The organism is uncultured Methanobrevibacter sp., assembly GCF_947170395.1.
Lineage (GTDB): Archaea > Methanobacteriota > Methanobacteria > Methanobacteriales > Methanobacteriaceae > Methanocatella.
The window spans coordinates 62,070-75,381 of the sequence record NZ_CAMVTE010000003.1 but is presented as its reverse complement, the minus strand read 5'-3'; the positions used below and the strand labels follow the sequence as shown (position 1 = coordinate 75,381).

At 32.8% G+C, this 13,312-nt stretch carries 14 protein-coding genes; 12 read left to right on the top strand and 2 right to left on the bottom strand.

Going from position 1 to position 13,312, the window contains the following annotated elements; translation table 11 throughout:
* Nucleotide 1 precedes the first annotated feature (1 nt).
* Complete coding sequence (gene tfe / locus Q0W04_RS01630) at nt 2-520, bottom strand: transcription factor E (protein WP_298499415.1); 519 nt, start codon at nt 518-520, stop codon at nt 2-4.
* Between the two features lie 99 nt (nt 521-619).
* A complete protein-coding gene (locus Q0W04_RS01625) occupies nt 620-1,477 on the bottom strand; it encodes a coenzyme F420-0:L-glutamate ligase (protein WP_298499412.1) in 858 nt (285 codons plus the stop codon).
* Nucleotides 1,478-1,545: 68 nt separating this feature from the next.
* Between Q0W04_RS01625 and Q0W04_RS01620 the strand changes: the two genes are divergently transcribed.
* From Q0W04_RS01620 to Q0W04_RS01565, 12 genes are all read left to right on the top strand, one after another.
* Nucleotides 1,546-2,121 carry a pyruvate kinase alpha/beta domain-containing protein gene (locus Q0W04_RS01620; RefSeq protein WP_298499410.1) on the top strand — a complete coding sequence of 192 codons (576 nt, stop codon included), beginning with the start codon at nt 1,546-1,548 and terminating at the stop codon, nt 2,119-2,121.
* A gap of 122 nt (nt 2,122-2,243) precedes the next feature.
* Nucleotides 2,244-3,380 carry a cell division protein FtsZ gene (ftsZ, locus tag Q0W04_RS01615; protein ID WP_298499407.1) on the top strand — a complete coding sequence of 379 codons (1,137 nt, stop codon included), beginning with the start codon at nt 2,244-2,246 and terminating at the stop codon, nt 3,378-3,380.
* A 135-nt stretch (nt 3,381-3,515) separates the two neighbouring features.
* A complete protein-coding gene (locus Q0W04_RS01610; RefSeq protein ID WP_292814882.1) occupies nt 3,516-3,695 on the top strand; it encodes a protein translocase SEC61 complex subunit gamma in 180 nt (59 codons plus the stop codon).
* A gap of 398 nt (nt 3,696-4,093) precedes the next feature.
* The gene (locus Q0W04_RS01605) at nt 4,094-4,564 is read left to right on the top strand and encodes a transcription elongation factor Spt5 (RefSeq protein ID WP_292746499.1); all 471 of its coding nucleotides are present in this window, start codon (nt 4,094-4,096) and stop codon (nt 4,562-4,564) included.
* Entirely contained in the window at nt 4,564-5,046 is a 483-nt protein-coding gene (locus Q0W04_RS01600) for a 50S ribosomal protein L11 (protein WP_292814875.1), read from the top strand. The genes Q0W04_RS01605 and Q0W04_RS01600 overlap by 1 nt, the downstream gene beginning before the upstream one ends.
* A 174-nt stretch (nt 5,047-5,220) precedes the next feature.
* On the top strand, nt 5,221-5,859 hold the full coding sequence (locus tag Q0W04_RS01595; RefSeq protein WP_298499401.1) for a 50S ribosomal protein L1: 639 nt from the start codon (nt 5,221-5,223) through the stop codon (nt 5,857-5,859).
* Nucleotides 5,859-6,857, top strand: coding sequence for a 50S ribosomal protein L10 (locus Q0W04_RS01590; protein ID WP_298499398.1), 999 nt, complete (start codon nt 5,859-5,861; stop codon nt 6,855-6,857). The genes Q0W04_RS01595 and Q0W04_RS01590 overlap by 1 nt, the downstream gene beginning before the upstream one ends.
* Nucleotides 6,858-6,912: 55 nt before the next feature.
* The gene (gene rpl12p, locus Q0W04_RS01585) at nt 6,913-7,218 is read left to right on the top strand and encodes a 50S ribosomal protein P1 (protein WP_295000801.1); all 306 of its coding nucleotides are present in this window, start codon (nt 6,913-6,915) and stop codon (nt 7,216-7,218) included.
* Nucleotides 7,219-7,522: 304 nt separating this feature from the next.
* Complete coding sequence (locus tag Q0W04_RS01580; RefSeq protein ID WP_298499395.1) at nt 7,523-9,055, top strand: DUF4041 domain-containing protein; 1,533 nt, start codon at nt 7,523-7,525, stop codon at nt 9,053-9,055.
* A gap of 150 nt (nt 9,056-9,205) precedes the next feature.
* Nucleotides 9,206-10,990 carry an McrB family protein gene (locus Q0W04_RS01575; protein WP_298499392.1) on the top strand — a complete coding sequence of 595 codons (1,785 nt, stop codon included), beginning with the start codon at nt 9,206-9,208 and terminating at the stop codon, nt 10,988-10,990.
* Between the two features lie 7 nt (nt 10,991-10,997).
* Complete coding sequence (locus tag Q0W04_RS01570) at nt 10,998-12,866, top strand: DUF2357 domain-containing protein (protein WP_298499389.1); 1,869 nt, start codon at nt 10,998-11,000, stop codon at nt 12,864-12,866.
* A gap of 47 nt (nt 12,867-12,913) precedes the next feature.
* Nucleotides 12,914-13,306, top strand: coding sequence for a (deoxy)nucleoside triphosphate pyrophosphohydrolase (locus tag Q0W04_RS01565; protein WP_298499386.1), 393 nt, complete (start codon nt 12,914-12,916; stop codon nt 13,304-13,306).
* The last annotated feature ends 6 nt before the right edge of the window (nt 13,307-13,312 follow it).

Genomic DNA, 13,312 nt, shown 5'->3' with positions numbered 1-13,312 from the left:
TCTATCCGTTTTTCTTGTTAAATGAATTAAAATTACTTTCAACCATTTCCAAATCTTCCTTGATTTGTTTTATGTTATCTGCATTGTCCTGGAATTCAAGCTCTTCCATACAGACAGGACATAGGAATTCATAATCTGACGCATCATCAAAATCAAGTCTGACGTGGCCCTGCGGACATATGAAAAACATGTTGTTTTCTTCACGTTCCAGTTCCTCATTGAGCATTTTAAGGTATTGCTCGGAATCCTTTTTGATGCGGTTTATGACTTCTTCTTTTTCAAATTTCCATGAGTATGTAAACCATTGGGTTTCAGGGTCTTTACTTCTTTTATAACTAGCCAATCCCATGTCGTAAAGTTTATAAAGCACTTTTCTCACGATATTTAGTTTAATGCCTGTTTTATTAGCGATTTCTTCATCGGTTTCCACACCATCAATCAATGCTTCAACAATAGGCAAATTACTTTCATCTTCAACAATATTTGTCAGCAATGTCTTTACTAATGGATCGTTTATCATTTGATTTCCCCTGGATTTTAATTCATATTTTCATGGAAAACATTGAATAAATATAAAATATTAATGTTTAGTTTTGTTTTTCTTATTATAAAAATATAACTATAATTTTTTTCTGATGATGACGGCTGGTGTGTGGGTGATTGAATCAAGGGCTTCAACGGTAACTTCATCTATTTCGGTTCCCAGAACTGCCTTGACGCTGTGTATTGTTTTCATCTCGGTTGATAATGATTTCTGATAGTCCTCGGCAATATTGGCTATTTCAAGGGCGCTTTCAACGTCCATCTTTTCACTGCAGCCGAGAGGTGTTGATCCCATGTTTTCAGAAAGCTGTCCTTTCAGGTATCCGAAAAACCCGTTGTCGGCATCGATTCCCTCGATTGCAATCGGAAGGCCTGTAAAATACTTCCCGTTTTTCATATAGGTTGCATCTGTGTCAATAATCATTACTGTAATGTCACGTCCAATTTGCGCTTTGATTTCGCATGCGACCTTTTCTGGATTTTCCGGAAGAAGCGATACGAATGTTCCAGGGGCATTGCTTAAATCAATTCCCGCTTCTGAAGCAGGCTTCAATGCATGCTTTAAACCGTAGAGCTGGAGAACGACTTCCTTGTGTGCCTTTGTCTCTTCAGGTAGCTTTCTCAGATTTTTTATTGTCCTTTCCTTGATTCCCAGAAGGGGTCCGAGAACATATCCCCAAAGATATTTGCTCCATACGGTTGTCAGGAATTTTGCCGTAAGCGATGGAGTATAAAGGGATTCGTCAACCAGTCTGTTTTGTGAAACGGAAATCGGTGTTTCGGCTATTACCAGATAATCTCCGTCCTGCATCAGTTCCTTTGCAGGCTCTATTATGGAGCTCAAATCCTCATTCGGTTTGATGTAACCGGTTTCAATGGGTATCACGATGTAATCTCCATTGGTTACGTGCTTGATGTTTTCCAGACCATTCATAAAAATCAATTAGAACATTTTAATATACATTGAATTTATATATTTAATTATAAAAAGGTAGTGTAATTATGGCAAGGAAATTTATAACATATTTTGACAAGCAGGGCGAAGACTATACCGATGAGCTAATCTCAGCAGTCAGAGATAAGCTGGATACATGCGACAACATTAAATATATTTTAATAGCATCCTCCTCAGGCGAATCAGCGCTCAAGCTGGCAGAAGCAATCGATGATGATGACATTACAATCATTAACGTTTCCCATAATGTGGGATTCAGCGGAGACAACGAATCCGACATTTCAGATGAGATGATTGAAAAGCTTGAAAAAGAAGGCATCAAAACATTCCAGGGAATCCATGCATTCAGCGGTGCTGCAAGAGGCGTTACCAACAAATACGGGGGATATTCTCCATTGGATGTTGTTGCAGATACATTGAGAATGTTTTCCCATGGCGTGAAGGTGGCCGGTGAAATATCAATAATGGCTGCAGATGCAGGACTGGTTCCTGTCGGTGAGGAAATAATCGCAATAGGCGGAAGGGCACATGGTGTCGATACCGCAGTCATTTTGACTCCAGTCAATTCAAAAAATCTGTTCAACATGAAGTTCCATGAAATCATTGCAATGCCGAGGGACTGAATATATTTTTCTATAAAGTTGGTTAAATTTTCAAACCATTTAAATAATAGGTGCATTTAAATATTAGATAATATAGAAATATTTAACAATAAATTTTAATAAGCATTATGTGGGGTTAAGTTGTGAAATTTATAGATGATGCAATCAAAGAATCCGAACAAAGAATGGAAGAGAAAGCTCCAGAAAAAATCTCTTCAGACATAGACGAAGATTTAATCAATATTATTCAAGGTGTTAAAACTAATATATTTGTTGTTGGTGCTGGTGGAGCAGGAAACAATACTATTACAAGATTAAACGAAATGGGTATTGAAGGAGCAACAACAATCGCTGTTAATACTGATGCTCAAGATTTATTCTACAGCCAATCCGCTAAAAAAATCCTTTTAGGAAGAAACACTTCCAAAGGTTTAGGTGCAGGAGGAGAACCTGCCGTAGGTGAGGAATGTGCTGAAGAAAGTGAAGATGAAATCAGAGAAGCACTGGAAGGCGCAGACATGGTATTTGTAACATGCGGTCTTGGTGGCGGAACCGGTACAGGTTCAGCTCCGATCATTGCAAAACTGGCTAAAAAATTAGGTGCCTTAACCGTTGCAGTTGCTACCATGCCATTTTCTGCAGAAGGTATTAAAAGAAGAGAAAATGCAGAATTAGGTTTGGAAAAACTCCAGGAAGCTGCAGACACCGTTATTGTAATTCCAAATGATAAGTTATTGGAAGTTGCACCAAACTTACCATTGAACAAGGCTTTCATGGTTTCCGATGAAATACTGGGAAGAGCAGTCAAAGGAATCACAGAACTGATTACCAAAAAAGGTCTTGTAAGTCTGGACTTTGCAGATATCAGAAGCATCATGAGCGGTTCCGGAATGGCTATGATTGGTATGGGAGAATCAGATTCCGGCGACAGAGCTTTGGAATCAGTACATGAAGCATTAAGCAGCCCATTACTGGACATTGACATTTCCAATGCTACAGGTGCTTTGGTCAACATATCCGGTAGTTCTGATTTGACATTGCATGAAGCTGAAAAAATCGTTCAGGTTGTTGCAGACAAACTGGATCCTGAAGCAAATATCATTTGGGGTACTCAAATTGATGAAAGTCTCCAAAATACTGTCAGGACAACTGTGGTTGTTTCAGGCATTAAAACCGATTACAACTCTGATGATGAACCTGATGTTGAATATGCAGAAGAAGTTACTGAATCAGAGACTGCAAATGACCAATTGGATGATTTTATTGATGGAATTTTCTAATTCCATTTAATTATTTTTTTTCAAAAATGCAAACATTTATTAATGTTTAAAATATAGATTATTTTATTACTATTATTTTATTATAATTCATTAAATTATGATTTTTTCATAGTTTTTTTATTTTGGGTATTTAAAATGAATGTACAAGAAAGCTTTAATAAATTTATCAAAGACAGTAAAAGAGTATTGAAAGTATCAAGAAAACCTGATTTACCAGAATACAAAGAACTCGCTAAAGTAGTTTCCATTGGTGTTTTAATCATTGGAGTTATCGGTTTTGTAATTGTATTATTAGGTTCATTAATTGGTTTATAAAACCAATTTTACATTTTTTTTGATCCCAACTTTTTTATAATAAAAATTTTTTAATTTTATTTCAAAAGACTATTTTTTTGAAAAGTTTTATATATTACTTATTTGCATATATATAGATATTATAGAAATCTGATTTTCAGGACTTTCATTTTCCTGAAAAATCATGGCTTTTATAATAACTTTTAACTTAATGTATGAATTTATCTTTTTGGATTAAAAAAACTAAGACTTTATTAAGTTTATATGTGAATTAATCAAATAGATGATAGTTTTTAAACCTATTGAAGATAGGGGATAGCTTAGTAAATTTTCACATAAGATTGTGAATTACCTAAGAACCACATACTGTTTGTGGAACTTCATTAACTTAGTCAAATATTAAAATAGGTGAATTTTTCATGGAAGAATCTAATAGTTCCATATATGCTCTTAAGACCTCTGCAGGTCAAGAAAGGAATGTGGCCAGGCTTTTGGCTCGTAAAGCCAGAACCATTGATGGCATTGGCATTTCCTCAATTCTTGTTCCAGAATCTTTGAAAGGGTATATTTTAGTTGAATCATCAACAAAAATAGATCTAAGAAACCCTGACTTAAAGGTACAGCATTTAAGAGGGGTTGTTGAAGGTAGTGTAGGCATTACCTTTGATGAAGCAAAAAGATTCCTGAAACCGGAACCGATTATTTCCTCTATTCAGAAAGGAAGTATTGTTGAGCTTATTTCTGGACCGTTCAAAGGTGAAAGGGCGAAAGTGGTTCGTATTGATGAATCACGTGAAGAAGTCGTCCTTGAGTTAATAGAAGCTGCAGTACCTATACCAGTTACTGTTAAAGCTGATCAAATTAGAATAATTCAAAAGGAGGCTGACTGATGGCTAAAGATACAGTCGAAGTTCTTATCGAAGGTGGTAGCGCAACTCCGGGACCACCATTAGGCCCTGCTTTAGGACCTCTCGGTATTAACATGATGCAAGTAGTCGAAGAAATCAACAAAAAAAGCGCTGACTTTGCAGGAATGAAAGTGCCTGTTATCGTCAGTGTTGACAGAGATACCAAAGAATTCGAAATCGAAATCGGTACTCCACCAACTACTTCACTTATCATGGAAGAATTAGGCATCGAAAAAGCTTCTCACGAACCGGGTTTGGACATTGTCAATGACTTGCCTATTGAAACCGCTTTGAAAATTACCAGAATGAAATTCGATTCATTACTCGCTAATGACTACAAAGCAGGTATCAAAGAAGTCATGGGAACCTGTGTAAGTATGGGATTATCCGTAGACGGTAAAGATCCTAGAGAAGCACAAAAAGCAGTAGATGCTGGAGAATATGACGATATCTTACTCGAATAGATATTGTAAAATTTAAAATTTAAGTTAACAACACAGTGTATATGACGTTATAATTCAATTATAATTGATATACTGTTTTTAATTCATGCAATCGTTTAAGAATTTTTTTCTTGTAATCGATACTCATGAAACCAAAAAAATCCAATGAACAACAAATGTTCATGGGGGATGAATATGACACAAGATGTAGTTAACGCGGTGAAGGAGGCTAAAGAACAATCTAAGCCGAGAAACTTCACTGAGTCCGTAGATATTATTATTAATATCCGTGACTTAGATGTCAAAAAACCAGAAAATAGGTTTAATGAGGAAGTTACTCTTCCTAACGGCCGTGGCAAAGATGTAAAAATCGGAGTCATCGCTGATGGGGAACTCATTGTTCAAGCTAAAGATGCTGGTCTTGACACTGTAATTAATAAAGGAGATTTAGAAGAGTTCGGAAAAGACAGAAAATCCGCCAAAAAAATGGCAAACTCTGTTGATTTCTTAGTAGCTCAAGCTGATATGATGCCACTCGTTGGTAGATTCCTCGGTCCTGTATTAGGTCCTCGTGGAAAAATGCCAAAACCAGTGCCTGCAAGTATCAAATTGGACCCTCTTTTAGAAAGATTACAAAACACTGTCAAAGTTGGCGTAAAACAACAGGCAAGTATTCAGATTGTCGTTGGAAGCCAGGACATGTCAGACGAGGACATAGCTGAAAATGTGGAAACTGTTCTTACAGTCCTAGACCGCAATTTAGAAAAAGGAAGAAGTCAAATAAAGTCCATGTTTATTAAAACAACTATGGGACCAGTAGTGAGGGTGATCTAATGGCTCATGTTGCTGAATGGAAAAAGGAAGAAGTTAAAGAGCTCAAATCTATTGTAGACGAATACGATGTTATCGGTCTTGTAGATTTGGAAAACATTCCTGCAAAACAGCTCCAGGAAATGAGAAGATCTCTCAAAGGTAAAGCTGTAATCAGAATGTCCAAAATTAATCTTATTAATTTAGCTCTTGAAGATTGTAATGCTGAAAAAACCAACATTGTTGATTTGTCAAATCATATGGATGGTCAGATTGCACTTATTGCAACCGAAATGAATCCTTTCAAACTGTACAAAATATTGGAAGACAGCAAAACCCAGGCTCCTGCTAAACCGGGAACCGTTGCACCTGACGATATTGTCGTACCTGAAGGAGACACTGGTTTTGAACCAGGTCCATTTTTAGGTGAATTGCAACAGGTTGGAATTCCTGCAAAAATTGATAAAGGAAAAATCTGCGTACAAAAAGAAACCGTCGTCGTCAAAGCAGGCGAAGAAGTTTCAAAACAGGTTGCAGCTACCTTATCAAGACTGGATATCAATCCTATGGAAGTGGGAATTGACTTAAAAGCAGTATACGAAGAAGGATCAATTTATACTTCCGATGTACTTGCAATCGATGAAGAACAAACATTAGCTGACGTACAAAACGCATTCAAAAATGCATTCAATTTATCTGTAAACGCAGCTATTCCTACTGATGAAACTATTTCCACAATAATTACTCTCGCATACACCAGAGCAATAAATGTTGGTGTCCAAGGAGCAATTATGACTTCAGAAACTTCAGAACCAATCATAGGCTTAGCACAAGCTAAAATGATGGCTATCGCATCCGAAGTTGCCGGAACTGAAGGCGCTTTAAGCGAAGCATTAGCTGAAAAACTTTCATCTGCCGCTGTAGCAGCAGCTCCAGTAGAAGAGGAAGTTGAAGAAGAAGTTGTTGAAGAGGAAGAAAAAGAGGAAGAAGAACCAGCAGCTGGGTTAGGGTTGCTATTCTAAAATTAATTTAAATTTTTATAATAACTAACACTTTAAACAAATTAATGGTGATAACATGGAATATATATATGCGGCAATGATTTTGCACAGTGCAGAAAAAGATATTAACGAAGAAAATGTTAAAAGTATTATTGAAGCAGCAGGAATTGAAGCTGATGACGCTAGAATCAAAGCTTTAATCGCAGCTTTAGAAGATGTTGACATCGACGAAGCTATGGAAACTACTGCTATGGCAGCAGCAGCACCTGCAGCTGCACCTGCAGCAGCTGAAGCAGCTGAAGAAGAAGAGGAAGAAGAAGAGGAAGAAGAAGAAGCTTCTGAAGAAGAAGCAGCAGCTGGATTAGGTGCTCTCTTCGGATAGATTTTTTAAAAATCTATCACCTTTTATTTTTTCTTTTTTTTTGACTATTTTTAGAACTATTTTTTAATAATTGAACTTTTTGTATTTTTAGATGATTTTTATTTTAAAAGTAATTTTTACTTGTTAGAACTGATTTTAAGAGATTTAATATAACTTAATAATTCTCAAATGGTGTCTTGGTGTATTTTTTATAGTGAAAATATGCTTTGATTTTTATAGAATATTATATTTTTCCTCAGATAAACACAATATTAAAATATAATTCTCACAATATATAATACTATAATTATGGTGTTGTGATATTATGGATAAAGGATTAATTTTAGTTATTATTGGCGGTTTACTAAGTTGTACTATCTATGGGGTTCTGATTGGAGCACCTTTAACTTTGATTGGAGCATATTTTGTATATAAATCATTAAAAAATCCAAATCAGGATGTAATAAACGAATTACATGATAAACAAGAAGAACTTAAAAATATTGATGAAAAATTAAATAAAATGGAAGCTGACAAAGAAATTGAGATTAAACAAAAGTTGGCAGATAAGCAAAAAGAATTGGATAATATTCAACAAACTTTGGATGATTTGGAAGCGGAAAGAATTGCTGAAGTTGATGAAAAGATTAAATCAAGAAAACTTGAATTAGAAAATCTTGATGATACATATGAAAAATTAACAAAAGAAAAAAATGAAGAGTTAAATAAATCAATTGCGGAGAAAAGAAAAGAAGAAATGAATCTTAAGTTTGAAATAAGAAATCTTCAAGATGAGCTTGTTTTCACTACTGATGAAGTGAATCTTCAAAGTTATGGTTTATATGAGCCAAAATATCCATTTATGGATTCAACAGCATATAAGGAGAAACTTGATCAAATCCGCAAGCAACAAAAACAAATGATTAAAAATAAAACTGCAACCACAGACAATCCTAGAATGACTTTGGATGGTAATCTTAAAAAAGGTCAAGCAATGATAAGGGACACTATTAAACAAATTCTAAGAACATTTAATACGGAATGTGATATGGTTGTTGGTAAAGTAAGACGTTCTAATTATGAAAACAGTAAAAAGAGAATTATAAAATCTTATGAACAATTAAATAAATTAAATAATCATTTAGGTGTTAACATTAAAAATCCCTACTTAAATTTAAAACTCGAAGAATTGCAGTTGGCTCTTGATTATGATTTGAAAAAAGAAGAAGAGAAAGAGGCTCTGCGTGAAGCAAGAGAAAGAGAAAAAGAAGAGAAAAAACTCCAAAAAGCTTTAGAAAAAGAACGTAAAAAATTCGAAAGAGAAAATAAGACTATTATTTCTGAAATTGAGGAAGTTAAAAGTAAAATGACTAAAGCAGAGAATGATGAAATAGCAAAACTAGAAGCGGAAATTGCAAAACTCCAAGCAGCATTGGATAAAAATAATGAGGAAGTTCGTAAAATTAATGAATGGCAAGAAACACCTGGTGCGGGATATGTATACATAATTTCGAATATAGGTAGTTTTGGAGAAGATGTTTTTAAAATTGGTGTAACTAGAAGAGATAATCCTGAAGATAGAATAAGAGAATTATCTTCAGCATCTGTTCCTTTTAGATATGATTCACATGTGTTCATCTTCAGTAAAAATGCATATGAATTAGAAAATAAATTACATCAACGTTTTGATAATAAAAGAGTTAATAAAGTCAACAATCGTAAAGAATTTTTCCGCATTAGTATGGAAGATGTTAAACAAATCGTTGAGGAAAATAAAGGGGCAGTTCATAGTTTTATTGAGAGGCCAGACGCTGATGAGTATCGTGAAACTTTATTGATTGAAAAAAATATGGGTTAATTTTTAACTCATTTTTTTTATTTTGAGAATAAATTATTATTTATTTTTTTGTAAGTTATAGTCATTTTTTAATATAATGTTATATATAAATTGTATTGATTATGAAAAATTGTTTTCATTATGAAATATTGATTTAAGCGGGTTTTTAATATGTCAGAAAATAACTTACAAGGGGACTCATTTTATAAATACTTAATTTCTAATGGTTATTATTTTGATAAGGAATTAATTGAAAATTATCTTTTATCTTTAAAAGTTAAACCATTTGAGATATTAACTGGAAATTCTGGGACTGGAAAAACAAAATTATCACAGTTGTTTGCTCAATTTTTAAAAGATTCAAATTTTTACATGATAAAAGTCACCACAAAAGCTAGATCTTGGGGATATAGTGAAAAAAAGGGTACTGAAGGACATAGATGTGGTTGGACTATTTTTCCGGAGTATGTTGAAGGTATTGTTCCATATAATATTAAAGATACTTATGAAATTGAAGTTGGCGGTCATACAACTACTGCTCAAATCAGGATATTCCCTCAATTATATTATGATAAGCATAATGAAGAATTAAAAAGTTATTTTAGAGAATTGTATTATGATGAAAAGGAGCAAATCACAAAAGATAAGGCTGAAGGCACTAAGCATAAAGATCAATTAGTTGATTTAGGCATTTCTTGTGAAAGTTTACAATCTATACTTTCCAATGATTATATTCATTCAAATGAATTTTCTGTTAAAATGAATAATATTGATTCTTTTCTTAATGATGGGGTGCTTATTGCTAAGGACATATATGAATATAGTCCTTTAAATTCGGTGGTCGATTGTTTTGCATTATCAGGAGGCATTTCTGCAGATGCAAGGTTTCATTTAAAATTTAGAATGTATAATTATTTAACTGATGAAATTAGAGAATATTTAAATTCTCTTAAAAGTAAAGGCGAATCATCATTTGAATTAAAAATTAAGAATTTTATCCCTATTGAAAATTTCGAACCAAATTTTAATAATATGAATTATAAAATTGTTCCAATCGGAGCTAATTGGACTGATAACACTAACATTGTTGGTTATTATAATGTAATCACGGAAGATTATCAATCAACTCCTGCTTATGAGTTAATTAAACAAGCTCAAGATGATCTAAATAATCCTTATTTCTTAATATTGGATGAAATGAACTTATCTCATGTTGAAAGATATTTCGCCGACTTTTTATCAGCTATTGAAAGTGGTGAAGAAATACCTTTGTATGGCAATAATGAAACTTTAGAACTTCCAAAAAACCTTTTCATAATAGGAACAGTTAATGTTGATGAAACTACTTATATGTTTTCGCCGAAAGTCCTTGATAGGGCAAATACTATTGAATTTAATACTTTAACTGCATGGGAGTATATGTCCTCTGATTTGGATGAAGGAGATTTTGAAGGAAATATTAATTATTTGCAATCTCCATTAATGGATTCTGACATCTCCAACTTAAATATTGAAGATTTAAAGGAAATTCTATCTGAAATTTCCTATAATGATAATAATCTATGGGATATTTTAGCTATTGAACTTACAGCATTTCAAGAAATTCTTAAGGATTCTAGTTTTGACTTTGGTTTTAGAGTAATCAATGAAATTCTAAGGTTCATGGTTGTGGCATGGAGGTATGAAAACGAACCTTATGAATGGGAAAACTGGCAGAGATACTTTGATGCTCAAATTAAACAAAAAATCCTTCCAAAATTACATGGATCCGAAAAAGCTATTGGAAATGTGTTGACTAGTTTGTTTAACAGTTGTCTGGAAGATAGGAATAATAATGAAAATCCTAAAAACTTCACTATTACTGAAGAAAACTGCAGATATTATACTTCAGCCTTAAAGCTTCAAAACATGTCTAAAGTATTATCTGATCAAAGATACGTTTCATTTATTAATTAAGATTTAAATGATTGAGCAAAGAGTTATTATTCAATTAACCGATGAAGATTTAAATGAATTTGGAACATTAACAGTTAGTTCTCTTGACTACAGGGGAGATTCGGAATCTAAAGTTAATATTTCACAGTCCATGACTCTAAAAAATGTTCCAATTGTTGATAAACCGGATAATTTAACTCCTATTCAGTATTGTCCAAATATTGGAGCTAATTTTGCCAAGTTAATGTTTTTGGAAGAAACAGAATATCAAATTTTATTTGAATCTAAGGGTTCTGAAGATAATCTTGATGTTTTATACTCGTTAACTAAAATCAATGACAATCATTTTAAACCATTTAGGTTCTCTTTAGATGATAAAATACTTGGAACTCTGAACTTTAGAAGTTATGTTGGAAAATCATTTTTAGACGTTCGAAAGGATAACATTAACTCCAAAAAAATCCCAATTGAAGTAAGATCTAAAAAAATAGATTATTTTAATCAATATTCGGCAATGATAGCTGATTTATCACAACATGCATTAAGCTTAATCTTTGAAGTAAATTCTCCATTATATCAAGAATTTGAGCTGGATTCAAGAGAAAAAGAAACATATTATGAAGATTTCATGTTTTTAGAATATCTTTTCCGAGAAGATAATTTGCCTTCAATTTTTGAATATCTATCTAAAAACCTTCATTCACAGCTTAGAAATCATGTTGAAACTGTTCCAGTTTCATTCGCATCAAATGTTAATCAGAATACTTTAAAAAATATTGTTTCAAAACCAAATAAATTATCCAAGTCAAGTGCTGATTTTTTAATTGTTGATAAATTAAATGGTTATATTCCGTCTGAATTAGAGCAAGTCAAGCATGAGGATGTTATTGATATTCCTGAAAACAGATTTTTCAAATATTTCTTGGAATTAATACAAAATTTGGTCGAAAAATTACTTGGAAGCTCAAAGGAAGGTTACATTAAAGATAAACTATTGTATTTTAGAGATGAAATTTCATATTATCTCTCAAGTAAGTTTTTCAATCACATATCTTCAATGGATTATGTTCCTTTCAATTCACAGATTTTACAGAAAAAAGAAGGTTATAGGGAAATTTTCCAGTACTTCTTAATGTTTGAATTCTCATTTAGATTAAGTTGGGATGAAGTAAATAATCAATTTAAAGGATTTGAGAAAAAATTGTCTGAATTATATGAATACTGGTGTTATTTCAAAATATTGAAAGTTTTAAATGATTTAAGTGTTAATAAAATCAACTTTGAGGATGTATTTGAAATTAACAAGGATAACTGGTCAATTAATATCAAAAAAGGAGAAAGATCGGTTAAAAAGTTCAAATTATTTATTTATGATAATGAAATTGATGTTAAACTGTTTTATAATTTAAGATTTTCAGATAAATCAAAATATAGGTCATATTCTCTTGCTTTTAAACCGGATTACACTTTACTTATTTCAATTAGTGAACATAGACATTATATTCACTTTGATGCAAAATATCGCTCAGAATTAGAAATCATTGATTTTTACAATAAAATTGAAGTGTCCAATAAAGATTTGGACAAAGAAATTGATGAAAGAGATTCTTTAGAAGAAAAAGATCGTGAATTTAAAGATGGAGATATTTATAAAATGCACACTTATAAAGATTCAATTCTGAAAACCGAGGGATCTTATGTCTTGTATCCGGGAAATAAAACAAAACGATTTTATGAATCTGATTTAATTATTCCATCTGTGGGGGCATTTTCTTTAACTCCGGGCAATGATGATGTAGAGGAAGATAATCTTGAAATTTTCATTAAAGAAGTGTTAAAGACACTTTTATTTAATCATGGTTTGATTATGTATACTTGGGATAGTGCTAGTCATTAAACTATATAACGTAAGCTGCTAAATATTTAATCAGGAGATTTATCAACATGAAAACTTTAAATGTCGTTGCAGCTATTATTAAAAAGGACAATAAAATCCTAGCAACCAAAAGGGGCTATGGTGAGTTTATTAACATGTGGGAGTTTCCAGGCGGTAAAATAGAACCCAACGAAAGCAAAGAAGAAGCTCTTGTAAGAGAAATCCAAGAGGAACTTGACTGTACAATAACACCCACCAAATTTGCACTAGACTTGGAATATCAATATCCTACTTTTTATCTTAAAATGTCCTGCTTTGAAGCAGTAATAACAAAAGGAACTCCAAAGCTTCTAGAACACAACGACGCCAGATGGCTCACAAAAGCCGAACTTGATGAAGTCGACTGGATTCCTGCAGACATCGAAGCTGTAAACTATCTGAAGGAAACCATGGACGATTAACTCAAA